The following is a 24,673-nucleotide window of genomic DNA, read 5'->3' on the forward strand; positions in this document are numbered from 1 at the left end:
TTTCGGCGCTATTTCAGCGCGGTAACCAGGCCGGCGTCGGGAAAGCAGGTCGAGGCCTGTCCGTTCTTGGCCTGCCATTTGCCGATCGAACGGCGGGTCTTGAAGCCGGGCAGGCCGTCGGCGCTGCCGACGTCATAGCCCTTGGCCTCCAGGGTCCGCTGCAGTGCGGCTATGTCGGAGCGGTGGAGATCGCCGACCGGACCCCAGGCGCCGGAAAAATTGGAGTCGCCGTGGGCGATACGGTCGGCGCCGTGGCCGATGAACAGCGCGTAGAGGTCGCTGGTGTTGTATTCCTTCAGCACGTAGAAATTGGGCGTGGCGATGAAGGCAGGCCCACTGCGGCCGGCCGGCATGAGCAGGAAGCCCTCGGCCTTCAACTCGCTCGCCGGAAACGGCTTTTCGCCGACACGCTTGATGCCCAGCGCTACCCATTGCGAGATCTTCTTGCCCTGGTCGGGGCCTTCCAGCGAACAGGAGACCGTCTCGGGCACGGTCACCTCGAAACCCCAGCCACGGCCCTTCACCCAGCCATAGTGGACGAGATAGTTGGCGATCGAAGCAAGCACGTCCGGCGTCGAGTTCCAGATGTCGACGCGTCCGTCGCCGTCAAAATCCACGGCATGCTTCAGGAACGAGGTCGGCATGAATTGCGGCTGGCCGAGTGCGCCTGCCCAGGACGATTTCATCGCGCCGACCGGGGCAAGCCCGCGCTCGACGATTTCGAGCGCGGCCAAAAGCTCGGTGCGGAAGAAATCCTTCTTGGTCGACATGAAGGCCTTGGTGCCCAGCACCTCGAAGGCGTCGTAAGGCATCTTTGCCGCGCCGAAGCCGGTCTCGCGGCCCCAGATGGCCAGCAGGATTTCACCGGGCACGCCATAGCGTTTTTCGATCGCGGCAATCGTCTTGGCGTTGGCGGTTTCGCGCGCGCGTCCGCCCGCTGTGACGGCGCCAATGGTCTTCTCGGCGAAATAGGCACCGGGCGAGCCGAATTCGGCCTGATGCTGCTTCTGCGGCGTCTTCGGCTTCTCGCCTGGCATGACAAGGTCGGGCAGCTTCAGATTGGGTTTGATGCCGTCGAAGGCGGCGTCGAAGGTGCTTTTCGAGATGCCTTGGGCCTTGGCTTGCGGCCAGAGGTCGTTCTGCAGCCAAGCGCGGAACTGGTCGTCGATCTTGGCGGCGGAGGCTGGTGTGGAAAAGACGAGGAAGGCAAGTGCAGCCAGGAAAAATGCGAGACAGAACTGGCGAAGTCCACGCTCTGTGGCGCCCCCCTCTGGCCTGCCGGCCATCTCCCCCTCAAGGGGGGAGATCGGCAGCTTCAGCTCCGGCTCTCTTCTTGCAAAGTTGGAGATTAGTGAAGGTCGTGACGACAGCCGATCTCCCCCCTTGTGGGGGAGATGTCCGGCAGGACAGAGGGGGGCGCCGTAAGGTGCTGTCATTTCAGAACCACCCCCGTCAAAACGCCGTCCGCGACCTAAGTGCAGCCGCCAGCGTGCCTTCGTCGAGATAGTCGAGTTCGCCGCCGACCGGCACGCCATGCGCAAGGCGCGTCACCTTGATGTCGAAGCCGGACAGTTGGTCGGTGAGGTAGTGCGCGGTGGTCTGGCCCTCGACCGTGGCGTTGACGGCAAGGATGATTTCCTTGACCTCGCCGCCGGCGACGCGGTCGATCAGCGAGCGGATGTTGAGCTGGTCGGGGCCGACGCCGTCGAGCGGCGACAGCGTGCCGCCGAGCACATGATAGCGCACGTTCATCGCCGCTGCCCGCTCCAGCGCCCAGAGATCCGAGACGTCCTCGACGACGATCAAGGTGGTGGCGTCGCGGCGTGGATCGGTGCAGATCATGCAAGGATCCGAGGTGTCGACATTGCCGCAAGTGGAACAGATGCGCACCTTGTCGGCGGCTTCGCCCATGGCGGCGGCGAGTGGCGACAGGAGCTGCTCCTTCTTCTTGATCAGATGGAGAGCCGCACGCCTGGCCGAACGGGGGCCAAGACCCGGCACCTTGGCCAGGAGTTGGATCAGGCGTTCGATCTCGGGACCGGCGATTCGTTTCGACATCGCTCTGATCTAGGATTTTTCAGAGCGCTTTGGAACATCCCGCGGCAGCGCATGACGCCCCATGCTGCCATGCGACGCGGATCAGTTGGTTTCGAGCGGCCGGCCCTGGCTGACGATCATCGCGCCAATGGCGTCGGTGTTCTCGGGTGTCGACTGGAATCCCATCGACGCCTCTTGCGGTTCGCCCTGGACCGAACTGATGATTTTTTTGTTCAAGGTTCCGCCGAAACGGGCGGCATCCGGTTCTTCCATCGGCTCCTGCATGGCAACTGCCACCGGCTTCGATGCGACGCGGGCAGACTTCGCCGAGGGTGCCGCGGCCGCGGTCACGTAGGTCTGCTGGGCAGGGGCAGTGGCCATCTTGAACGGGCGCGCCGGTTCGACTGCCGCAGTCACATAGGCCTGTTGTGTTGGGGCCTGTTGTGTTGGGGCCTGCTGCTGTGCCGGGGCGTTGCGAACAAGCTTCCTGTCCGAGCGAACCGGCTCCGCCGAGGCAACCATCGTGACCGGGACGGCCGGCTTTTCTGTCTCCACCGAGGCAACCATCGGCTCATCGGGCAGCGGCTGCCAGTTGCGGCCACGTTTCTCGTAGAAGGCGTTGCCGCCGGCAACCATGGTGTAGTGCATGTTCTTGTAGGGGAAGCGCAGGCCGGCGGTATGGAAATACATGGTGTTCTTGAGCTTGGCCTTGCGCTCGCCCTTGAGCACGGCGTCGGCGGCTTCCTCGACATCGGGCATTGCGCGCGAATTCATCGGCCTTGTCATGACGCCGGGCGCGAACTGTCCAGGCTCGCCCACCACCTGGCAAATGGTGCTGCCATGGTTGCCGGAGCGCAGCCGGTTCATCACCACGGTGCCGACGGCGATCATGCCGTCGCGGCTCGAGCGGTTGGATTCGAAGAACATCGCCCTTTCCAGGCATTCCCTGTCCTTCGGCGTGTGGCTGTAGGCGCGCGAACTGAGGAAACTCGGCGTGATGGCGTCAGTCAGGCTGGCAACGGACATGCCGTGCGACGTGGTCTGGCTGCATGCAGCCAAGAACAGCGGAGAGGTAACGACGCCGAGCAACAGCGGCGCCTTCCATCGCGTGACAATCAACAGGTAACCCTCTCACTTCACTTCGATGCCCGCCCCCAGGCTGCGGCAAGAATGAGACACTTTCGGGCAAAATGATGGCCAAAACGTTATTAGCAGGGTACTGTTGCATAATTAGCACAATTTCTTGGCTTTTCAGATAGATCGAGCCATCGTTTCACAAAACCGATGACCGCTTTCTCTCTGTTTCGCCGCAATTCGGAAGGGGAAATCCGAATCACGCTCTTCCTGAACCGCTCTATCGTCCTGCCGCCGCCACGGCCGGCTGGCCGGGCTCGAGTTCCTCGACTTTCTCAGAAAACAGGCCGCGTGCGAGGAAGAGCCTACGAGCGTTCCTGGCCGCCGGCGCGATCCTTCCCGGCCAGTCGCTGTGGATGAATTCGGCCTTGGTGAAGTCGGGATTTGTTTCGGAGGCCGCCTCGAGGAATTCGGCGATCTCCAGCACGACCGCGCGCTCCTCCCTGGAAAGCGCCGACGTGCCGGCCTCGATCGACGGGCGGTGGACGAAGTCCTCGAACAGATAGAAGTAGCCCTTGATGCCGACGAGATCGACGCCCGCGTCGCAATCGGCGAGGATTTCCAGGATCTCGTAGATCCTGTTGCGGATACGCTGCTCGATCAGTCTTTCGGACGGCTCATCGGTCATGGAGCTGCGGCCGCCGGACCTAGAACGGCAGTTTCATTCCCGGCGGAATCGGCAGGCCGGCGGTCAGCGCCTTGGTCTTTTCCTGCATGATCTGCTCGACCTTGACCCTGGCGTCATTGTGCGCGGCGAGCAGCAGGTCCTCGAGGACTTCGACATCGTCCTCCTTGAACAGCGACGGATCGATCTTCAGCGACTTCATCTCGAATTTCCCGGTCAGGGTGACGCTTACCAGGCCGCCGCCGGACTGGCCGGCGGCTTCGACCGTGGCAATCTCGTCCTGCATGGCCTGGAACTTGGCCTGCATTTCCTTTGCCTTGCCCATCAGGCCGAGAAGATCTTTCATGGTCCGATCCTTGTTCTTGGTTGGTCGGGGTTCTTGGTTTGTCAGGCGTCGTCGTCATCCGCCGGCGGTTCGACCGGCACTTCGGCTTGGTCCGCGTCCGCTTCCGGCGCGTCGGGAATGCGCACGTCGATGATCTTGGCACCGGGAAAGCGCGCCAATATGGCAGCCACGGCCGGATCGCTCTTGGCATCGAGGAAAGCGTTCTCGCGCCTGGTCGATTCCATTTCGGCCAGCGTCTGTCCGCCCTCTTCCTTCGACAACGAGACGAGCCAGTTGCGGCCGGTCCAGGCGCGCAATTTCATCGTCAGGTCGTTGAGCAGCATCTTGGGCGCATCGTCGGTCAGGCTGACGTCGATACGGCCGGGCTCGATGCGCACGAGGCGAATGCAGCGCTTGACCAGCACCTTGAAGGCGATGTCGCGCTGCGCATCGGCAAGCGCAACGATGTCGGCGAGCGATTTCAGCGGTACCGGCTGCGCCTCCGGCGCCGGCGGCGGAGGTGCTACGAAGGCGACCGGCGCAGGGGTGGCCTCGACCAGCCGCATGGTCTGTGCGCCGCCCTGCCCGGATGGCATGCGGGTCTGCGCGACCGCGCTGGCGCCGCCGCCATTGCCGGGACCCGCGGGCACCCCATTCGGGCGCGGCGCGCCATTTTGAACCGGAGAAGCGCCCTCGAGCGATCGCAGCGCCTCGTCCAGTGTCGGCAGGTCGGCGGCATGGGCCAGCCGGATCAGCACCATTTCGGCGGCGCTGACCGGCCGGTTGGAGGACTGCACCTCGGGAATGCCCTTGAGCAGCATCTGCCATGTCCGCGACAGCACCCTGACCGACAGCGCCCGGGCGAAGTCGGCGCCACGCTGCCGCTCGTCCTGCGACAGCGAGGCGTCGTCCATGGCGGTCGGCACGAACCGCAACCGGGTGACCAGATGGTTGAACTCGGCAAGATCGGTCAGCACGGCGGCCGGATCGGCGCCGGTGTCGTATTGCGCGCGGAATTCGGCCAGGACCGCCGCCACATCGCCTTTCATCACATGTTCGAACAGATCGACGATGCGGGCGCGATCGGCGAGGCCCAGCATGGCCCGTACCGCTTCGGCGCTGACGGAGCCGGCGCCATGGGCGATCGCCTGGTCGAGGATGGAGAGCGAATCGCGGGCCGAACCCTCGGCGGCGCGGGCGATCATCGCCAGCGCGTCGTCGTCGACCGAAATGCCTTCCTTGCCGGCAATCGAGGAGAGATGCGCGACCAGCGCGCCGGCATCGATGCGCCTCAGGTCAAAACGCTGGCAGCGCGACAGGACGGTGATCGGAACTTTGCGGATTTCGGTGGTGGCGAAGATGAATTTCACGTGCGGAGGTGGTTCCTCCAGCGTCTTCAAAAGGCCGTTAAAGGCCTGTGTCGACAGCATGTGCACTTCGTCGATGATGTAGACCTTGTAGCGGGCCGAGACCGGCGCATAGCGCACGCGTTCGATGATGTCCCTTATGTCGTCGATGCCGGTGTGCGAGGCGGCGTCCATCTCGATGACGTCGACATGGCGGCCTTCCATGATCGCTTGGCAATGCTCGCCGAGCACGGCAAGGTCGACCGAGGGCTGATCAACGGTGGCGGTCTTGTAATTGAGCGCCCGCGCCAGAATGCGCGCAGTGGTGGTCTTGCCGACACCGCGCACGCCTGTCAGCATCCACGCCTGGGCGATGCGGCCGGTGGCAAAGGCGTTGGTGAGGGTGCGCACCATCGGCTCCTGGCCGACGAGCTCGGAGAAGTTCGAGGGACGGTACTTGCGCGCCAGCACGCGATAGGCAGCGGCCTTTTCATTTCCCGCTTCGCTCATTCGCCCGTAAAGCTCCAAAAGGCTGCGCCCGAAGGCGGCCGATTCCTGCGCATAGTCTCGCCCGCGCTGCAATGCGTCGTCAATGTCGCGAGGAGGGCCGATGAGGTGGGAGGCTGGAACAATGACCCGTTCCGGGCTCGTTAGGGCTGCTTCCTTCCGGACCTGACCCGGTTGGCGAGTGGATCGTCCACCACCAACCTCCCGCTGTCCATATCGGCAATTGCGCGACGAAATGCAAGTGCGCAAGCGAATCGAGATCATCCCCAAGAGATTCGCTTGCAGCCCCGATGCAGCCGCTCTAGCGTTCATGGTTCGAGGAAACCAAGAAAAGCAAAGTAAGGGAAACGCCGATGTTGCCGGGCCTCAAGGCCGGATTCACGCTGGATGCCCGGCTGGAGGCGGACAGCGAGCAGTTGATGTGGCTTGGGCTGTGCGAATTGCGGGTGATGAACGATCGCCGCTGGCCATGGTTGCTGCTGGTGCCGCAGCGGCCTGGCGCGGAGGAAATCCATGACATGACCCCGCTCGACCAGGCAATGCTGACCTTCGAGACCAATATGGTGGCGCAGGCGCTGAAGAAAGTGACCGGCTGCACCAAGATCAACACCGGCGCGCTCGGCAACATCGTGCGCCAGCTGCATATCCATATTGTCGCCCGTTCCGAAGGCGATGCCGGCTGGCCAGGTCCGGTATGGGGGCACGGCCTGCGCGAGCCCTACCAGCGTTCCGAGCTGCGCCGGTTTGCCGAAACGATAAGGGCGGCGCTATAAGCGTTCCCCTGTGTTCATCCCAAGACATGTCATCCCAAAGCATCAGAGTCCCTATGAGCTTCAGCCTGTTTGACGCGCCCTTGCGCGAGCCGAGCCAATTCGTCGGCTTCGCCGGCAACACGATCGACCGCCAATCCGAAAACCGCGCCGACGATTCGGTCGACAAGGCGCTTGCCGATCCGACGACGCGGCTGCTCCTGATGAATGGCGGTCGGCTTCATCTGAAGCTCAGGGAAGGCGGCAGCCTCGATCCCTGGTTCGGGCTCACCGAGAGCGAGCCTTTCAAGCCTGCCTTCGACCGAGGCGTTTTGCTCGGCTTCTCCGAACAGGGGCCGGTTGTCGCCGTGCTGGCCGGCGTCGATCCCGAACAGCTGCCAGAAACCGTCAAGGCGATCGACTACCGCTCGGTCTACATGCAAGGGCTGATCGACGAAGCGGCCGCCGGCGCGATGGCGCAGGGCGCCGCCCTGCTCGCTTGGCATGCCAGCCATCGCTTCTGCAGCAAATGCGGCACGCAATCGGAAATGCGGGCCGGCGGCTACAAGCGGCATTGCCCGAATTGCGGCACCGAGCATTTTCCGCGCACCGACCCGGTGGCGATCATGCTGACGGCGACCCGGGAGAAATGCCTGCTTGGGCGCGGCGCCCATTTCGCGCCGGGCATGTATTCCGCACTGGCCGGCTTCATCGAGCCGGGCGAGACGATCGAGGCGGCGGTGCGTCGCGAGACCTTGGAGGAAGCCGGCATCCGGCTCGGCCGCGTCGTCTATCATGCCAGCCAGCCCTGGCCGTTTCCCTATTCGCTGATGATCGGCTGCTTCGGCGAGCCGCTCAACGAGGACATCCAGGCCGACCTCAACGAGTTGGAAGACTGCCGCTGGTTCGGCCGCGACGAGGTGCGCCTGATGCTGGCCCGGGAACATCCCGGCAATCTGGTCACGCCGCCGAAAGGCGCCATTGCGCATCACCTGATCCGAGCCTGGGTGGACAGCGAATAACGAATACCGAAAGTCATTGCAGGAGAGGCAAATGATCCGTCACACAGTGGTCTTCACGCTGAAACATCAGCCACACTCGCTGGAGGAGAAGCGGTTCCTCGTCGACGCCAGGAAAATCCTCACGGCGATCCGGGGCGTCACGCATTTCGAGCAGTTGCGGCAGGTCAGCCCCAAAAACGACTATCAGTTCGGCTTCTCGATGGAGTTCGCCGACCAAGCCGCCTATACGAGATACAACGACCATCCCGACCATGTCGCCTTCGTGCGCGACCGCTGGGTGCCGGAGGTCGAGAAATTTCTCGAGATCGATTACGTGCCGCTGGGCTGGTAGCTCAGTCCGCCACCTTCCACTGCTCACGCGACTCACTGGCCGGGTAGACGCCCAGGATGCGCACTTCCCGCGAGAAGAAGCGGAGTTCTTCCAGCGCCAGCTTGACCAGCGGATCGTCGGGATGGCCCTCGATGTCGGCGTAGAACAGCGTCGCCGTGAACGCACCGAGCTGGTAGCTCTCCAGCTTGGTCATGTTGATGCCGTTGGTGGCAAAGCCGCCCATGGCCTTGTAAAGCGCTGCCGGCACGTTGCGGACGCGGAAGATGAAGGTCGTCATCATCTTGACGTCGGGTGACGGGCGCTCGGCCCATTGCTTGTTCTTGGTCAGGACGACGAAACGGGTGACGTTGGAATCGGTGTCCTCGACATTCTCCTCGATGAGGTCGAGCCCGTAGAGCGTCGCGGCAAGCGCCGGCGACAAGGCAGCCATGGTGCGGTCCTTGACCTCGGAGACCATCTTGGCCGCACCCGCCGTGTCGCCCGCGACGATCGCCTTCCAGCCGTTCTTGCGGACGTATTTGCGGCACTGGCCAAGCGCATGGATGTGGCTGTGCACGGTCTTGATCTCGTCGCGCTTGACGCCGGGCAACACCATCAGCTGGAAATGGATGGGCAGGAAATATTCGCCGACAATATGCAGCTTCGATTCCGGCAGCAGATGATGGATGTCGGCGACACGCCCGGCGATGGTGTTCTCGATCGGGATCATGGCGAGATCGGCCTTGCCGGTCTCGACCGCGTTGAACGCATCCTCGAAGGTCGGGCACGGCAACGGCTCCATCGAGGGGAAGACATTGCGGCAGGCAGTGTCGGAATTGGCGCCCGGCTCGCCCTGGAAGGATATTCTGTTGGTCTTTTCAGGCATGGGCCAAGTCTCGATTCAAAAGTGTCTCTGTTCGAAGGGGATAGTTGAATTTGCGAGGATAGTTCAATTTACAAGGATGGTTCTGGCGCGTTCGAGGTCTTCCGGCGTATCGACGCCGAGCGGCAGCGACTGGACGATCTCGGCGTCGATGCGCATGCCGGCTTCCAGCGCCCGCAACTGCTCCAGCCGCTCGCGGCGCTCGAGCGGCGACGGCTTCAGCGCTACGAAGCGCTCGAGTGCAGCACGGCGATAGGCGTAGAGGCCGACATGGTGATAGAGCGCGCCCTCGCCCCAAGGTGCTGTGGCGCGGGTGAAATACAGTGCCCTGAGCCTGGTAGCCGACAGCGGCGAGCCGACGATCTTGACGACGTTCGGATTGGTCTTTTCCTCGTCGCGAACGATCTCGACGCCGAGCGTGGCGATATCCACGGCCCTGTCCTCGAACGGTCTGAGCGAAGCCGCAATGATGCCGGGATCGATGGTCGGCAGGTCGCCCTGGACATTGACGATGGTTTCGACCTTGCGCCCGGGATCGAGCGCGACCAGCGCCTCGTGGATGCGATCGGAGCCAGATTCATGATCGATCCGTGTCATCACCGCCTCGAAACCGTGCGCGCGCACCGCCTCGGCCACGCTTTGCGTGTCGGTTGCCACCACCACCCGGCCTAGGCCGGCTTCGGCGGCGCGGCGGGCGACATGGACGATCATCGGAGCGCCGGCGATGTCGGCCAGCGGCTTGCCCGGCAGGCGGGTCGAGGCCATGCGGGCCGGGATCAGGATCAAGGTGGACATCGCGATGGCAAGGCGTTCGGAAAGAGGAGGGGAAAAGTGGCAAAAGGTCTCACTGGAAGCGCCCTTATAGGTGTTGCAACGCCCGAGCAAAAGACCTAGTTTCCGCCCGATTTGACCGGCCCTGGAGGGTGGGTCTCGATACCGACGGACGGAGTGGACGGATCAGTCCGCCGGAAAAGGGAGCAAGGGGCGTATGGATTCCAACGAAGTCAACAAGCTGCTCGCCGGATTGCTCGGAACCGTTTTCGTCGTTTTCTCGGTCGGTATTGTGTCCGATGCGCTGTTTGCCTCGCCGGCGCCGGAAAAGCCCGGCTTCGCCATCGAGGCCGCCGAGCCAGCCGAAGGCGGCCCGGCCGCGCCGGCCGCCGCGGCCAAGCCGATCGCCGACCTGCTGGCGACCGCCAATGTCGAGCAAGGCGCCGCCGTCTTCAAGAAATGCCAGGCTTGCCATTCCGGTGAAAAGGGCGGCCCCAACAAGGTCGGCCCCGATTTGTGGGACCTCGTCGACCGTCCGGTTGCCGAGCATGAAGGCTTTGCCTATTCGGCCGGCATGAAGGAATTCTCCAAAGGCGGCACCGAGAAGTGGACCTACGACAACATCAACCACTTCATCACCTCGCCGAAGAAATTCGTGAAGGGCACGGCCATGGGCTTCGCCGGCCTGCCCAAGGACGAGGACCGCGCCAACGTGATCGCCTATCTGCGCACGCTGTCGGACAATCCCAAGCCGCTGCCGGCACCTGGTGCCGCCGCCGATGCCGGCGCACCGGCCAAGCCCGCCGATGGAGCCGCTCCGGCAAAGCCCGCTGACGGCGCCGCACCGGCCAAGCCGGCCGCTCCCGCAGCACCGGCTCCCGCTGCTCCGGCCAAATAACCAGATATCGTCGTATCGATCTTGAAAAAGCCGGGTTCAGCCCGGCTTTTTCGTTAGGAAAACGGCATGTGCGGCGACAAAGCCGCGCATGGCGGTTTTCACCAGCGCCAAATCATCTAGATTGGTTCGGGACAAGCCGTACGAAGACGAGCAGTGCGAAGACGGGCAGCGCGATGATGCAGGCAGTGCGAAGAGGACAGTGCATGACGGTTGGCCGAACGCTTCTCAAATCGTTGCTGGCGGCTGCCCTGCTGACGGCGGGATTGCAGACGACGCGTGCCGACGAATGGCGCACCACCTCATCGCTGATCGGCCAATCCAAATACGGCGACAATTTCCAGCACTACGACTACGTCAACCCGAACGCGCCCAAGGGCGGCACGCTGAACTCGGTGGTGCTCGGCACGTTCGACAGCTTCAACCCCTACATCGTGCAGGGATCGCCAGCGGCGGGCCTCGTCGGCTTCGGCGGCGGCCTGCTCTACGACACGCTGATGGAGCAGGCGACCGACGAAGGCAGCGTCAGCCACCCGCTGATCGCCGATGCCTACAAATATCCCGATGACTATTCCTCGGCGACATACCGGCTCGACCCGCGCGCAAAATGGCATGACGGCCAGCCGATCACGGTCGACGACGTGATCTGGTCGTTCCAGGTGCTGAAGGCGAACAGCCCGCAATACAGCCGCTATTTCGAGAACGTCACCGATGCGGTGGCGATCTCCGACCGCGAGGTCGAGTTCCACTTCAGTCAGAAGGGCAACCGGGAACTGCCGAAGATCCTCGGCGATCTCGCCGTGCTGCCGAAGCACTGGTGGGAAGGTACGGATGCCAATGGCAAGAAGCGCGACGTCACCAAGCCGACACTGGAAATCCCGCTCGGCTCGGCCGCCTACAAGATCGTCAGCTTCAAGCCTGGGTCGGAAATCGTCTGGCAGCGCGTGCCGGACTATTGGGCGGCCAAGCTGCCGGTGAAGATCGGCCGCGAGAACTTCGACACACAGCGCTTCACCTACATTCTCGACGACAATGCGGCATGGCAAGCCTTCACCAAGGGCGGACTTGATGACATCAAGCCGGAAAACAGTTCGAAGCGCTGGAAGACATTCTATGATTTCCCAGCCATCAAGGCTGGCGACGTCATCAAAAAGGAATTCAAGACCACCTCGCCCGAGCCGATGCAGGCCTTCATGCTGAACCAGAGGCGACCGCTGTTCGCGGACCGTCTGGTGCGCGCAGCTTTGACCTACCCGTTCGACTTCGAGACGATGAACCGCACGCTGTTCTACGGTTTCAACACTCGCACCAGCAGCTATTTCCAAGGCACGGAACTGGCCTCAAGCGGCTTGCCGCAAGGCAAGGAATTGGAGATTCTGGAAAAGTATCGTGACAAGCTGCCGCCTGAACTGTTCACCCAGGAATTCAAGCTGCCGGTCTACGATTCACCTCAGGCGGAGCGAAAATATCTCAAACAGGCTGTCGATCTCTTCGCCAAGGCGGGCTGGGTCATCAAGGGCGGCAAGATGGTCAACGCCAAGACCGGCGAACCGTTCAAGTTTGAAATCCTCGGCTGGAACGACACAGATCAGGTCATCGCCAGCCCCTATATCGCGAATCTGCGCAAAATCGGGGTCGACGCCACGCTGCGTCTGATCGATCAGACGCAGTACATCAACCGCGTCAACAATTTCGACTATGACGTCATTATCGGGCAGCTCGGCCAGTCCGAATCGCCCGGCAACGAGCAGCGTGACTTCTGGAGCTCCAAGGCTGCCGACAGACGTGGCTCGCGCAACTACGCCGGTATCAAGAACCCGGTCGTCGATGCCCTGGTCGACCGCATCATCTTCGCCACCGACCGCGACGATCTGGTTGCGGCCACCCATGCACTCGACCGGGTACTGTTGTGGAATTACTACGTGGTGCCGCAATACTATCGAGCCGTGGTCTGGCTGGCTTACTGGAACAAATTCGGCATTCCGGCCAAGCAGCCGTCTTATATCGGCGCCGACCAGAATTCCTGGTGGATCGACCTCGACAAGGAAAAGGCCCTGGCTGCCAAATACAGGAGCGGCAATTGATGGCGGTGCTGCCCCGCCGTGATTTTCTCGCCCTTGGCACTGCCGCCGCTGCCGCCGCGATGCTGCCGGGCAAGGCTTTCGCCGACATTGCCACCGGCGTGAAACTGCATGGGCTCTCCGCCTTCGGCGACCTCAAATACAAGCCGGATTTCACCCATTTCGACTATGTCAATCCGGACGCCCCCAAGGGCGGCCAGATGAATTTTGCGCCGCCTAACGCCACCCTCAACCAAAGCTTCCTGACTTTCAACACATTGAATTCCCTGGTGTTGCGGGGAGATTCGCCACCGCGCACAGAACTCTGTTTCGATGCCCTGATGGCAAGCGCGCTCGATGAGCCGGACGCGGTCTATGGCCTGCTGGCCGAGTCCGTTACCCTGTCGCAAGACCGCAATGGCTTCCGCTTCAACCTGCGACCGCAAGCGCGGTTCAACGACGGTTCGCCGCTGACCGCCGAAGACGTCGCCTTCGCGTTGAAACTCTACAAAGAGCAGGGCCACCCGAACCTTTCCAAAGCGCTGCGGCACATGACGGAGGCGGTCGCGATCGATCCCGTCACCCTTGATCTCAACTTCAACGGCGAGCAATCGGCGCAAAACATCCTTGCGATCGTGGCGATGCCGATCGTGTCCAAAGCCTTTTATGCGGACAATGTTTTCGATGCCTCGACGATGACGCCGCCGCTCGGCTCGGGGCCCTACAAGATAGGGCGCGTGGCCGCCGGACAGACCGTCGAATACGAACGCGTCGCCGACTATTGGGGCCGCGATCTACCCGTGAACCGCGGCCTGTACAATTTCGACCGCATTCGTATCGACTTTTATCTTGACCGGCAGGCGGCATTCGAGGCGTTCAAGAAAGGCGACACGCATTTTCGCGAGGAATTCACCGCGCGTGTGTGGGCAACCGGTTACGACTTTCCGGCGCTGAAGGACGGCAAGGTCGTAAAACGGGAATTTCCAGGTGAGAAAGCGCCAGACATGCAGGGTGCGGCGCTGAATCAGCGTCGTCCGCAATTCCGCGACGAGCGGGTGCGGCGTGCGATCGCCAGATGCTTTGATTTCGAATGGATGAAGCGGGCGCTGTTTTACGGCTCCTACGATCGTTCTCAATCGAACTTCGAACGGTCGGATTACAAGGCCGAAGGCCTGCCCTCGCCTGGGGAATTGGCCCTGCTGGAGCCGTTCCGGGCCGAGTTGCCGCCAGAGGTCTTTGGCGAAGCAGTGACGCAGCCTCTGTCCGACGGTTCGGGCCATGACCGCAAGCTGCTGGGCGAGGCTTCGAGGCTGCTTGCACAAGCCGGCTGGAAGCGAGCCGACAATTTCGTCGTCAACGACAAGGGCGAGCGGCTGAGGGTTGAAATGCTGGCGGAGGATGATGGCATCGTTCGTATCTTCACCCCATGGTCCGAGAATATGAAGGCGATCGGGATCGACGCCTCGATCCGTCAAATTGATTCGGCACAGTATGAACAGCGGCACAGCGATTTCGACTTCGATCTTACCGTGCTGCATTGGTCGATCGGGGCGACGCCCACCGACGACAGCCTGGAGATGCTCTATGATTCCCGAATGGCGAAAACGCCGGGGCAGCGCAATTATCCCGGCACGGAAAGCAAAGCCATCGATGCGCTGATCGTGGCGGCCGGCAAGGCGCATAGCCGAAGCGAACTCGTTACCGCGCTCAGGGCGCTCGACCGGGTCTTGCGCGCGCGGCTAGACTGGATTCCAACATATTATCTGGCGAATCACCGCGTCGCCTATTGGGACATGTTCGGCTTTGTCGAGCAAAAGCCCGATTTCGGCTTTCCGGCCGAGACGCTTTGGTGGTTCGATAAGGGCAAGGCGGCAAAAATTGGCAAAGGCTGAATTTCTTGCGGGCGTTGGCGCCGCCCCTCACCTGCCTGCCGGCATCCTCTCCCCGTATAGTGACGGGGAGAGGGGCGCTCTCATCGGTGGTTTCGCCAATCACAAGCGTTGCAATAAAAGCACCGAGACTGCGGCCAGCCCCTTTCTCCCCGGTACTATACGGGGAGAAATGTCCGGCAGGACAATGAGGGGCGGCGCCAGCGTCGACAATTGGTCTGAAGCGACGGCCTTAGGGGTACCTCAAGACACACTCGTCCTCCTCGAGGAGCACCACGTCTGATGGGCGCCTACATCCTGCGCCGCATCCTTTTGATGATCCCGACGCTGTTCGGCATCATGGCAATCTCCTTCGCCGTCATCCAGTTCGCGCCTGGCGGCCCGGTCGAGCAGGTCATCGCCAAGCTGACCAACCAGGGCGGCAGCGACCGCCTCGGCGGCGGTGGCGGCGATGCGGGCGGCTCCAATCTCGACGTCGCCGGCGACGTCAGCTCGAAATATCGCGGCGCGCAGGGGCTCGATCCGGAATTCATCAAGAAGCTGGAGAAGCAGTTCGGCTTCGACAAGCCGCCGCTCGAGCGCTTCGGCATGATGCTGTGGAATTATGCCCGCTTCGATTTCGGCAACAGCTACTTCCGCGACATTTCGGTGCTCGACCTGATCCTGGAAAAAATGCCGGTGTCGATCTCGATCGGGCTGTGGATCACGCTTCTGTCCTACCTGATCTCGATCCCGCTCGGCATCCGCAAGGCGGTGAAGGACGGCACGCCCTTCGACATCTGGACCAGCGGTGTCGTCATTGTCGGCTATGCCATTCCAGGCTTCCTGTTCGGCATCATGCTGATGGTGCTGTTTGCGGGCGGCTCGTTCTGGGATTGGTTCCCCTTGCGCGGCCTGACCTCGGACAATTGGGACCAGTTGTCCTGGTGGGGCAAGATCGTAGACTATTTCTGGCACATGACCCTGCCGCTGACGGCGCTGGTGCTGTCCGCCTTCGCCACGACGACGCTGCTGACCAAGAACTCGTTCCTGGAAGAAATCCGCAAGCAGTATGTGGTGACCGCGCGCGCCAAGGGCCTGTCGGAACGGCAGGTGCTCTACGGCCACGTCTTCCGCAACGCCATGCTGATCGTCATTGCCGGCTTCCCCGGCGCCTTCATCTCGGCCTTCTTCACCGGCTCGCTCTTGATCGAGAACATCTTCTCGCTCGACGGCCTCGGCCTACTCGGCTTCCGGTCAGTGGTCGAGCGCGACTATCCGGTGGTGTTCGCCAATCTCTACATCTTCTCGCTGCTTGGCCTGTTCATCGGATTGCTGTCCGACCTCATCTACACCTGGGTCGATCCGCGCATCGATTTCGAGCGGAGAGACGTCTGATGTCGGAGGCAAGCGTTACCGCCGGCGTGGTGCCGGAGCGGATGCCACGGCCATTTCTGTCGCCGCTCAACAAGCGCCGCCTGCAGAATTTCAAGGCCAACAAGCGCGGCTACTGGTCGCTGTGGATATTCCTCGTCCTGTTCGTGCTGTCGCTGTTTGCCGAATTCATCGCCAACGACAAGCCGATCATTGCCTCCTACAAGGGCGAGATCCTGTTTCCGGTGCTGGTCGCCTATCCCGAGGAAAAATTCGGCGGCTTCTATGCCGTCACCGATTACCGCGACCCGGTCATCCAGGACGAGATCAACGCCCATGGCTGGATGATCTGGCCGCCGGTGCGCTACTCCTACCAGACCGTCAACAACGCCATTCCCGAAGCGGCACCCGCCAAGCCGTCATGGGAATATGATGCCAAGACGCGCTGCAACCAGTATCCGCAAGGTGCCGCCGATCCGGCCTGCAATGTCGGCAACTGGAACTGGCTGGGCACCGACGACCAGGCGCGCGACGTGCTGGCACGGGTCATCTACGGCTTCCGCATCTCGGTGCTGTTCGGCCTTATCCTGACCGCCGGTTCGGCTCTGATCGGCGTCGGCGCCGGCGCCTTGCAGGGCTATTTCGGCGGCTGGACGGATCTCCTGTTCCAGCGCTTCATCGAAATCTGGTCGGCGATCCCGGTGCTCTATCTCCTGCTCATTGTGGCCGCCATCCTGCCGCCGGGTTTTTTCATCCTGCTCGGGCTGATGCTGCTGTTTTCCTGGGTAGCGCTGGTCGGCGTGGTGCGGGCCGAATTCCTGCGCGCCCGCAACTTCGAATATGTCAACGCGGCTCGGGCGCTCGGCGTGCCCAACCGCACCATCATGTTCCGGCATTTGCTGCCCAACGCCATGGTGGCGACATTGACCTTCCTGCCGTTCCTGCTCTCAGGCTCGATCTCGACGCTGACCTCGCTCGACTACCTCGGCTTCGGCCTGCCGCCGGGCTCGGCCTCGCTGGGCGAACTGCTCAAGCAGGCGCAGCGCAACCTCAATGCGCCGTGGCTCGGCATTTCCGGCTTCGTCGTCATCTCGCTGATGCTGTCGCTGCTGGTCTTCGTCGGCGAGGCGACGCGCGACGCCTTCGATCCGCGCAAGACATTCAGATGAGCGAAGCCCCCTTGCTCCGCGTCCAGGACCTCAGCGTCGCCTTCAGCCAGGGCGGCGGCCAGTCTGTCGCCGTCGACCACATCTCGTTCGACATCGCCAAGGGCGAGACGGTGGCGCTGGTCGGCGAATCCGGCTCCGGCAAGTCGGTGTCGGCGCTGTCGGTGCTGAAGCTGTTGCCCTATCCCAGCGCCAGCCATCCTTCGGGAAAGATCCTGTTCCAGGGCACCGACCTCCTGGCTATGAACGAGAAGCAGTTGCGCCAGGTGCGCGGCAACAAGATCACCATGATCTTCCAGGAGCCGATGACCTCGCTCAATCCGCTGCACACGATCGAGCAGCAGATCGTCGAGATCCTGAAGCTGCACCAGGGCATGGCCGACCGTCCGGCCAAGGCGCGCACGCTGGCCCTGCTCAACGAGGTCGGCATCCGCGATCCGCAGAAGCGGCTCGACGCCTACCCGCACCAGCTGTCGGGCGGCCAGCGCCAGCGCGTCATGATCGCCATGGCGCTGGCCAACGAGCCGGAACTGCTGATCGCCGACGAGCCGACGACGGCGCTCGACGTCACCGTGCAGGCGCAGATCCTCGAACTGCTCGCCGGCTTGAAGAGCCGCAAGGGCATGTCGATGCTGTTCATCACCCATGATCTCGGCATCGTGCGCAAGATCGCCGACCGGGTCTGCGTGATGACCAAGGGCAAGATCGTCGAGACCGGACCGACCAAGGACATCTTCGCCAACCCGCAGCACCCCTATACGCGTCACCTTCTGGCCGCCGAGCCGAAGGGCAAGCCGCCGGCCGCCAATGCCGACGCCAAGCCGGTCATGACCGGCAAGGACATCAAGGTCTGGTTCCCGATCAAGCAAGGCTTCTTCCGGCGCACCGTCGACCATGTGAAGGCGGTCGACGGCATCGATGTCACCGTGCGCGCCGGCCAGACGTTGGGCGTGGTCGGCGAATCCGGCTCCGGCAAGACGACGCTCGGCCTGGCGCTGGCGCGCATGATCTCGTCGACGGGAACCATCCAGTTCAACGGGCGCGACATCAACCAGCTCACCTTCAACGCCATGCGGCCGCTCAGGCGCGAATTGCAGATCGTCTTCCAGGATCCGTTCGGTTCCCTCAGCCCGCGCATGTCGATCGCCGAGATCATCGAGGAAGGCCTGAAGATCCACGAGCCGAAGCTGTCGCCCGACGAGCGGGACGACAAGGTGGCCGCCGTGCTGAAGGAGGTCGGGCTCGATCCGGCGACCCGCAACCGCTATCCGCACGAGTTCTCCGGCGGCCAGCGCCAGCGCGTCGCCATCGCGCGCGCCATGGTGCTCAATCCGCGCTTCGTCATGCTGGACGAGCCGACATCGGCGCTCGACATGAGCGTGCAGGCGCAGGTCGTCGACCTCCTGCGCAGCCTGCAGGCCAAGCACGACCTCGCCTATCTCTTCATCAGCCACGATCTCAAGGTCATCCGGGCGCTGGCCAACGACGTCATCGTCATGCGCAACGGCCAGATCGTCGAAGCCGGTCCTTCCGAACAGATTTTTGGAAATCCGCAAACCGACTATACTCGGGCGCTGATCGCGGCGGCCTTCAAGATAGAGACCGCTCCGGTCGGCATTGTCAGCCAGTGACTGCATAGAGAGAGACTGAAAGACCGCGATGGAAAAAGGCCGCATCCTGCTTGCCGTTACCGGCTTTCATCCACAGCGCTGGCGCGACCTGTTGTCGGCCGAGCGCGAGGTGGTGCTGGAGCCGGACGGCGCCAAGGATCCATCGATCACCTATGCGGTGGTGTGGAAGCAGAGGCCCAACCTGTTGTCGTCGCTGCCCAATCTGCGCGCCATCTTCTCGATCGGCGCCGGCGTCGACCATGTCTTCGCCGACCCCGGCCTGCCCGACGTGCCTGTCGTCAGGGTCGTCGCCGACAACCTTACCCAGCACATGACCGAATATGTCGTCTGGCGGGTGCTCGATCATCATCGCCAGGGCATGCTCTACCGTTCGCAGCAGCAGAAGAAGATCTGGCACGAGCCGCAGCAGAGGGCGGCTAGCGACATTTCCGTCGGCATCATGGGGCTCGGCAATCTCGGCCGCGCCGCGGCCTCGGTGCTCTTGTCGCTCGGTTTCGCGGTCAATGGCTGGTCGCGCACCGACCGGCCGATGGCGGGCGTGGCGACCTATTGCGGCGAGGCCGGATTGATCCCCTTCCTCAAGGCGACCGATATACTGGTGGTGCTGTTGCCGCTGACGCCGGACACGCAAGGCATCATCAACTACGGCGTGCTGAAGGAACTGCGGAAACGCAACGGTCTCGGCGGCTCGGTGCTGATCAATGCCGGACGCGGCCGCCTGCAGAAGGACGCCGACATCGCGCGGGCGCTGGACGACGGCACGCTGAAGGAAGCGAGCCTCGACGTGTTCGAGGTCGAACCGCTGCCGAAAACCAGTCCGCTGTGGAAACACCCAAAGGTGTTCGTGACACCGCACGCCGCGGCAACCTCGGACCCGGTCCACCTGGCGCCGATCATGCTGCGCCAGATGGACGCCTTCGAGCGCGGCGAAAAGCTCGATAACCTGGTGGACCGCAAGGCGGGGTATTAGGCGGGGACCGTCCTCATCTGGCCAGATCCCACTTGCGGAAGCATTGCTTGATCGCCTTGATGGAAGACAACTGCAACTTTGGCAGGTCTGCCTGTTCGAACAACGCCTGGTAGCGTTCGCGGTTTTTCGGCGTGGTCACGGCGATATGGCGGATCATGTCCCATTTGACGCTGTCGCGCCCGCCCTGCAGGGCACCGCGCCTCTCCTTCTCGAACAGCGTTCGCCTGAAATAACGCAGCAGGCTTGCCGGCGTGGAGATATCCAGCAGGATCAGTCCCGTCGCCCGCTGAAAGCGTTGCGGCATGCAGATCGAGTAATTTCCGTCCATCACCCAGCGTTCGCCGGCAATCGCGGCGTCATGCAAGGCGATGAATTCGGCCTTTGGACGCGGTTCCCAGTCGGTGTCGGGCAGATGATGAAGCAGGTCGAGGTGAACGGGCTCCAGGCCACGCTTGCGGGCAATCGCGTCGGCCAGGGTCGACTTGCCGCTGTTGGACGGTCCCAGGACGCATATGCGGTCTCCAAGGTCCGAGAGTTTCATCCGATGACACCCTTACGAAGCCGCAGCCTACTGCCTGCGACTAGCTGGGCAGGGCGAACTTCTTCTGCTTGTCCGGCTTGCCGCAGTCGCGGCGCTCGATCGACCGGTTCATGGCATCGATCTCGCCGGATGCCTTGTCGCTGTCGCGCTTGGCCTTGGAGCGCATGTCGGGCGTGAACGGGCCAAAGCCCATCGCGGGATTGTAAAAGGTCGGTTTTGCCGTCGTGGGAAGGTTGTATTGCTGCGCCAATCCATTGCGCCGCGCCAGCAATTGATCGCACGGCACGCTGTCATACTGCAGGGAGGACTCTATGTTGGCGTCCTGCCGCTCGGACATCGAATTGCCCACGCAGCCGGCCGTTGCCAGGCAAGACGCCAAGATCATCATGTTCCAGCGCATCTGAAATGCTCCTCCTGATATCCCGCCTGATGCGACCAGATCGCAAATATCAGTCGCGCACGCAAATCAGACTTTTTCGCAGCCGTACGCACGAGAGCAGGATCACCACACCAAGATTGTGCAGCTCAGGCGGCGTAAGCCTTCCCTGCCACAACGGCCAGCCCTTTGACAGGCTCATGGCGGTCCAGCCGGATGGTCGTCGGCTCCAGCGCCAGGACCGAAAGCCCGTTGGCCTCGAGCGTGCGCCTGACATAGGCTTGCGAATGGGCGTAGCGCCGCGACGTCTGCAGCGCGAAGTCGCCGGCCTCCGCCATGGTTTCGACGGAGAAGGCAAACAGGCCGCCGCCGGCAAGCAGGCCGGCGACCGTCTCCACCAGAGCTTCGAGGCGACCGACATAGATGAGCACATCGGCCGACGTCACCAGATCGGCCTTGTCGCCCGAATAGGAGAATCCCTGCAGATCCGCCTTCACCAGCGCGTCATAGATGCCTTTTGCCCGCGCCTTCCTCAGCATCGCGGCGGAAATGTCGAACCCTTCCAGCCGGTCGACGATCGGCCTCACCCGCTCGCCCATCAGCCCGGTGCCGCAGCCAAGGTCGAGCGCCAGGCGGAAGCGACCCGGCCTTGCCTTGCGAATCTGTCGGTCAAGAAACTCGGGCAGCCGGTAGCCGAGCCTGTCGACCAGTGCCGTGTCGAAGGTTTCGGCATAATGGTCGAACAGCGTTTCGACAAAGGCACTCGGCGGCGCCGGGGCCGCGGGCCCCTTGCCGATCAGCTGCAGCTTGAGGGATGCGCCCTGCCGGTCCGCCGGATCGAGCTTCAGCGACGTCGCCCAGGCCTGCGCGGCCAGGTCGGCCCTGCCTGAGGTCTGCTGCATCTCACCGAGGCGAAACCAGCCCATCGCCCATCGCGGTGCCAGTTCCAGCGCGCCGAGCAGCAGTTCGGCCGCCTGGGCGTGATCGCCTGAGGCAAAGAGCATTTCGGCATAATCGGCACGGCGATCAGCGTTCAAATCGCCCGACGACGTCTGAAGCGGCTTCATGATGATGGGTTCCGCCGGCAGAACCGCCAGCCATCGCCTCTGTAGAGCAAACAGAAGCCGAATTGAACTGGCCAGTCATGTTTTGACGGGGAGTCAGCAGTCTCCGGCAACAGGCTTCCCGTGGCGGAATTATATCCTATCTTGGGGCGATGCGCGCCAGCGACCTGCTTCACCCCCGGCCCGAAGGCCTCTACTGCCCGCCGGGCGATTTCTTCATCGATCCGGTGCGGCCGGTGAACCGGGCACTGATCACGCACGGCCATTCCGACCATGCACGTTCCGGCCACCGCTCGGTGCTGGCGACGCGGCAGACGCTCGACATCATGGGCCTGCGCTATGGCGAGGATTTTGCCGGGACGACCCAAGCCGCACGGGTTGGCGAAACGATCGTCCTCAACGGCGTCGACGTCAGCTTCCATCCGGCCGGCCATGTGCTGGGTTCGGCGCAGATATGCGTAGACCATCAGGGCACGCGCATCGTCGCCTCCGGCGACTACAAGCGGCAGAAGGATGCGACCTGCGCGCCGTTCGAGCCGATCCGCTGCGACGTGTTCATCACCGAGGCGACTTTCGGCCTGCCGGTGTTTCGCCATCCGCCCGATACGGAGGAGATCGCCCGCCTGCTGAAATCGGCCGCGCAATTCCCGGAGCGCACGCATCTGGTCGGCGCCTATGCTTTGGGCAAGGCGCAACGGGTGATGCGGCTGTTGCGCGACGCTGGCTACGACAAGCCGCTCTACATCCATGGCGCGCTGGCCAAGCTCAGCGACTATTATCAGAGCCAGGGCATCGAGCTGGGGATGCTCGAACCGGCGACGGTGGAAGACGGCAAGGGGGATTTTGCCGGCGCCATCGTGGTCGGCCCGCCGGCGGCTTTCGCCGACCGCTGGGCGCGGCGTTTTCCCGATCCGATCTCATGCTTCGCGTCAGGCTGGATGCGCATCCGCCAGCGCGCCAAGCAAGGTGGCGTCGAGCTGCCGCTGATCATCTCGGACCATGCCGACTGGGACGAGCTCACCGCCACCATCAAGGAGACCGGCGCCGGGGAAATCTGGGTCACCCATGGGCGCGAGGAAGCGCTGGTGCGCTGGTGCGAGCTGGAAGGCATCGCCGCGAGACCGTTGCATCTGGTGGGGTATGAGGACGAGGGCGATTGATGTTAGTTGCTGATCAACTAATCGCCGGCGTCGCGATCCTTCACACCCCCCTCTGGCCTGCCGGCCATCTCCCCCGCAAGGGGGGAGATCGGATGTCACCACCGCTTTCGCCAATCGCCAACGGCGCAAGGAAAGTGCCGGCATCGAAGCTGCCAATCTCCCCCCTTGCGGGGGAGATGTCCGGCAGGACAGAGGGGGGTGTGCCGAAGCGCCATGCTCGCCCAGTGTCACCATGAACCGCTTCGCCGAGCTTCTCGATCGCCTGGTGCTGACGCCGTCGCGCAATGGCAAGCTGACCTTGCTGACCGACTATTTCCGCAGCGTCGAGGACCCGGACCGCGGCCTGGCGCTGGCCGCCATCACAGGCGACCTCAACATAGCCGCGATCAAGCCGGCAATGCTGCGCACGCTGGTCACCGAACGCATGGACCCGGTGCTGTTCGGCTATTCCTATGACTATGTCGGCGATCTCGCCGAGACGGTGTCGCTGGTCTGGCCGCAGACATCGGGGCACATCCCGAACCGCGAGCCGACGCTTGGCGAGGTTGTGGCGAAACTGCAGGCGGCGAGCCGCTCGGACGGCCCGAAGATACTGGCGGGGCTGCTCGACAGTGCCGGCATCTCGTCGCGCTTCGCCATCATCAAGCTGGTCACCGGCGGCCTGCGCATCGGTGTGTCGGCGCGGCTCGCCAAACAGGCGCTGGCGGATTTCGGCAAGGTCGATGTCGCCGAGATCGAGGAGCTCTGGCACGGATTGTCGCCGCCTTACACGGCGCTGTTTGCCTGGCTGGAGGGCAAGGCCGACAAACCCCACAACACCGCGTTGGCGCTGTTCCGCCCGGTGATGCTGTCGAACCCGATCGGTGACGGCGATCTCGAAAAGCTTGATCCCGCCGACTATGCGGCGGAATGGAAATGGGACGGCATCCGCGTCCAGGCGGTGGCCGAAGGCGGTGTCCGCCGGCTCTATTCGCGCACCGGAGACGATGTCTCCGGCGCCTTTCCCGATCTTGCCGACGCCATGAATTTTTCGGCGACGCTCGACGGCGAGCTGCTGGTCGGCGATCCCAGAGAGGCGACAGGAACCTTTTCGGACCTGCAGCAGCGGCTGAACCGCAAGACGGTGACCCCGAAGATGCAGCAGCAATACCCGGCCTTCATGCGCTGCTACGACCTGCTGCAGATCGGCGGCGAGGATCTGCGCGGATTGTCGTTCCGCGAACGGCGCACCCGCCTCGAAGCCTTCATGGGGACGCTCGACCCGAGCCGCTTCGATCTGTCGCCCTTCGTCGACTTCACCGACTGGCAGGCGCTGGAGGATTTACGCCGGGCGCCGCCGCATCCGATCATCGAAGGGGTGATGCTCAAGCGCTGGGATTCGGCCTATGTCGCCGGCCGGCCGAAAGGCCCATGGTTCAAATGGAAGCGCGACCCGCACACGGTGGACGCGGTGCTGATGTATGCCCAGCGCGGCCATGGCAAGCGGTCGAGCTTCTACTCGGACTACACGTTCGGCGTCTGGTCCGGAGCCGAGGGCGAGGAGGAACTGGTGCCGGTAGGCAAGGCCTATTTCGGCTTCACCGACGAGGAGCTGAGGCAGATCGACAAATATGTCCGCGACAACACAGTCGAGCGTTTCGGACCGGTGCGCTCGGTGCGGGCCGACCGCGACAATGGGCTGGTGCTGGAAGTCGCCTTCGAAGGGCTCAACCGCTCGACCCGGCACAAATCCGGCGTCGCCATGCGCTTTCCCCGCATTTCGCGGCTGCGCTGGGACAAGCCGGCCAACGAGGCCGACCGAATCGAGACGCTGCAGGCACTGCTCGACCGATAGATCACTTTACGGCAGAAGCCTCCGT

General features: G+C 63.1%; 23 protein-coding genes and 1 other RNA gene. 12 read left to right on the forward strand and 12 right to left on the reverse strand.

Annotated elements, in window-relative coordinates:
* Nucleotides 1-8 precede the first annotated feature (8 nt).
* From MESOP_RS00265 to ffs, 7 genes are all read right to left on the reverse strand, one after another.
* Nucleotides 9-1,286 carry a lytic murein transglycosylase gene (locus tag MESOP_RS00265; protein WP_013891301.1) on the reverse strand — a complete coding sequence of 426 codons (1,278 nt, stop codon included), beginning with the start codon at nucleotides 1,284-1,286 and terminating at the stop codon, nucleotides 9-11.
* A gap of 166 nt (nucleotides 1,287-1,452) precedes the next feature.
* Nucleotides 1,453-2,058: a recombination mediator RecR gene (gene recR, locus MESOP_RS00270; protein WP_013891302.1), complete on the reverse strand. Its 606-nt coding sequence runs from the start codon at nucleotides 2,056-2,058 to the stop codon at nucleotides 1,453-1,455.
* 81 nt (nucleotides 2,059-2,139) lie between these two features.
* Complete coding sequence (locus MESOP_RS00275) at nucleotides 2,140-3,156, reverse strand: cell wall hydrolase (protein ID WP_013891303.1); 1,017 nt, start codon at nucleotides 3,154-3,156, stop codon at nucleotides 2,140-2,142.
* A 235-nt stretch (nucleotides 3,157-3,391) separates the two neighbouring features.
* Nucleotides 3,392-3,799, reverse strand: coding sequence for a hypothetical protein (locus MESOP_RS00280; RefSeq protein WP_013891304.1), 408 nt, complete (start codon nucleotides 3,797-3,799; stop codon nucleotides 3,392-3,394).
* A 19-nt stretch (nucleotides 3,800-3,818) separates the two neighbouring features.
* Entirely contained in the window at nucleotides 3,819-4,142 is a 324-nt protein-coding gene (locus MESOP_RS00285) for a YbaB/EbfC family nucleoid-associated protein (RefSeq protein ID WP_013891305.1), read from the reverse strand.
* A gap of 41 nt (nucleotides 4,143-4,183) precedes the next feature.
* Nucleotides 4,184-5,977: a DNA polymerase III subunit gamma/tau gene (locus MESOP_RS00290; protein ID WP_013891306.1), complete on the reverse strand. Its 1,794-nt coding sequence runs from the start codon at nucleotides 5,975-5,977 to the stop codon at nucleotides 4,184-4,186.
* 105 nt (nucleotides 5,978-6,082) lie between these two features.
* Nucleotides 6,083-6,179: signal recognition particle sRNA small type (gene ffs / locus MESOP_RS33165), an RNA gene on the reverse strand.
* A gap of 148 nt (nucleotides 6,180-6,327) precedes the next feature.
* On the opposite strand from ffs, the gene MESOP_RS00295 reads away from it, so the two are divergent.
* Genes MESOP_RS00295 through MESOP_RS00305 form a run of 3 tightly spaced genes read left to right on the forward strand, consistent with a single transcriptional unit; the run spans nucleotide 6,328 to nucleotide 8,076 of the window.
* The gene (locus MESOP_RS00295) at nucleotides 6,328-6,747 is read left to right on the forward strand and encodes an HIT family protein (protein ID WP_013891307.1); all 420 of its coding nucleotides are present in this window, start codon (nucleotides 6,328-6,330) and stop codon (nucleotides 6,745-6,747) included.
* 53 nt (nucleotides 6,748-6,800) lie between these two features.
* Entirely contained in the window at nucleotides 6,801-7,745 is a 945-nt protein-coding gene (gene nudC, locus MESOP_RS00300) for an NAD(+) diphosphatase (protein WP_013891308.1), read from the forward strand.
* 31 nt (nucleotides 7,746-7,776) lie between these two features.
* Entirely contained in the window at nucleotides 7,777-8,076 is a 300-nt protein-coding gene (locus MESOP_RS00305) for a Dabb family protein (protein WP_013891309.1), read from the forward strand.
* Nucleotide 8,077: 1 nt separating this feature from the next.
* On the opposite strand, the gene MESOP_RS00310 is transcribed toward MESOP_RS00305, so the two are convergent.
* Together MESOP_RS00310 and MESOP_RS00315 are read right to left on the reverse strand one after the other, a co-directional pair.
* Nucleotides 8,078-8,941 carry a prephenate dehydratase gene (locus MESOP_RS00310; RefSeq protein WP_013891310.1) on the reverse strand — a complete coding sequence of 288 codons (864 nt, stop codon included), beginning with the start codon at nucleotides 8,939-8,941 and terminating at the stop codon, nucleotides 8,078-8,080.
* A gap of 63 nt (nucleotides 8,942-9,004) precedes the next feature.
* Entirely contained in the window at nucleotides 9,005-9,733 is a 729-nt protein-coding gene (locus MESOP_RS00315; protein WP_013891311.1) for a 3-deoxy-manno-octulosonate cytidylyltransferase, read from the reverse strand.
* Nucleotides 9,734-9,926: 193 nt separating this feature from the next.
* On the opposite strand from MESOP_RS00315, the gene MESOP_RS00320 reads away from it, so the two are divergent.
* The 7 genes from MESOP_RS00320 to MESOP_RS00355 all read left to right on the forward strand — a co-directional run bounded on the left by MESOP_RS00320 (nucleotide 9,927) and on the right by MESOP_RS00355 (nucleotide 19,673).
* The gene (locus MESOP_RS00320) at nucleotides 9,927-10,607 is read left to right on the forward strand and encodes a c-type cytochrome (RefSeq protein WP_013891312.1); all 681 of its coding nucleotides are present in this window, start codon (nucleotides 9,927-9,929) and stop codon (nucleotides 10,605-10,607) included.
* Nucleotides 10,608-10,810: 203 nt separating this feature from the next.
* Complete coding sequence (locus MESOP_RS00325) at nucleotides 10,811-12,688, forward strand: extracellular solute-binding protein (protein ID WP_013891313.1); 1,878 nt, start codon at nucleotides 10,811-10,813, stop codon at nucleotides 12,686-12,688.
* Nucleotides 12,688-14,556, forward strand: a complete 1,869-nt coding sequence (locus MESOP_RS00330; RefSeq protein ID WP_013891314.1) for an extracellular solute-binding protein — start codon at nucleotides 12,688-12,690, stop codon at nucleotides 14,554-14,556. Before MESOP_RS00325 ends, MESOP_RS00330 begins: the two co-directional genes overlap by 1 nt.
* A 279-nt stretch (nucleotides 14,557-14,835) precedes the next feature.
* Entirely contained in the window at nucleotides 14,836-15,930 is a 1,095-nt protein-coding gene (locus MESOP_RS00340; protein WP_013891315.1) for a microcin C ABC transporter permease YejB, read from the forward strand.
* Complete coding sequence (locus MESOP_RS00345; RefSeq protein WP_013891316.1) at nucleotides 15,930-17,075, forward strand: ABC transporter permease; 1,146 nt, start codon at nucleotides 15,930-15,932, stop codon at nucleotides 17,073-17,075. Before MESOP_RS00340 ends, MESOP_RS00345 begins: the two co-directional genes overlap by 1 nt.
* Nucleotides 17,072-18,703, forward strand: coding sequence for an ABC transporter ATP-binding protein (locus MESOP_RS00350; protein ID WP_013891317.1), 1,632 nt, complete (start codon nucleotides 17,072-17,074; stop codon nucleotides 18,701-18,703). The genes MESOP_RS00345 and MESOP_RS00350 overlap by 4 nt, the downstream gene beginning before the upstream one ends.
* Before the next feature lie 28 nt (nucleotides 18,704-18,731).
* Nucleotides 18,732-19,673 (forward strand): 2-hydroxyacid dehydrogenase, encoded by a 942-nt coding sequence (locus tag MESOP_RS00355; RefSeq protein ID WP_013891318.1) that lies wholly within the window; start codon nucleotides 18,732-18,734, stop codon nucleotides 19,671-19,673.
* A 13-nt stretch (nucleotides 19,674-19,686) separates the two neighbouring features.
* On the opposite strand, the gene MESOP_RS00360 is transcribed toward MESOP_RS00355, so the two are convergent.
* From MESOP_RS00360 to MESOP_RS00370, 3 genes are all read right to left on the reverse strand, one after another.
* Nucleotides 19,687-20,214: a P-loop NTPase family protein gene (locus MESOP_RS00360; RefSeq protein ID WP_013891319.1), complete on the reverse strand. Its 528-nt coding sequence runs from the start codon at nucleotides 20,212-20,214 to the stop codon at nucleotides 19,687-19,689.
* Between the two features lie 40 nt (nucleotides 20,215-20,254).
* Nucleotides 20,255-20,614 carry a hypothetical protein gene (locus MESOP_RS00365; RefSeq protein WP_013891320.1) on the reverse strand — a complete coding sequence of 120 codons (360 nt, stop codon included), beginning with the start codon at nucleotides 20,612-20,614 and terminating at the stop codon, nucleotides 20,255-20,257.
* Nucleotides 20,615-20,739: 125 nt separating this feature from the next.
* On the reverse strand, nucleotides 20,740-21,657 hold the full coding sequence (locus MESOP_RS00370) for a methyltransferase domain-containing protein (protein WP_013891321.1): 918 nt from the start codon (nucleotides 21,655-21,657) through the stop codon (nucleotides 20,740-20,742).
* A 149-nt stretch (nucleotides 21,658-21,806) separates the two neighbouring features.
* Between MESOP_RS00370 and MESOP_RS00375 the strand changes: the two genes are divergently transcribed.
* Nucleotides 21,807-22,814 carry a ligase-associated DNA damage response exonuclease gene (locus tag MESOP_RS00375; protein ID WP_013891322.1) on the forward strand — a complete coding sequence of 336 codons (1,008 nt, stop codon included), beginning with the start codon at nucleotides 21,807-21,809 and terminating at the stop codon, nucleotides 22,812-22,814.
* A 232-nt stretch (nucleotides 22,815-23,046) separates the two neighbouring features.
* Nucleotides 23,047-24,648, forward strand: coding sequence for a cisplatin damage response ATP-dependent DNA ligase (locus tag MESOP_RS00380; RefSeq protein ID WP_013891323.1), 1,602 nt, complete (start codon nucleotides 23,047-23,049; stop codon nucleotides 24,646-24,648).
* The last annotated feature ends 25 nt before the right edge of the window (nucleotides 24,649-24,673 follow it).

The sequence above is a fragment of the Mesorhizobium opportunistum WSM2075 genome (genome assembly GCF_000176035.2).
Taxonomy (GTDB): domain Bacteria; phylum Pseudomonadota; class Alphaproteobacteria; order Rhizobiales; family Rhizobiaceae; genus Mesorhizobium; species Mesorhizobium opportunistum.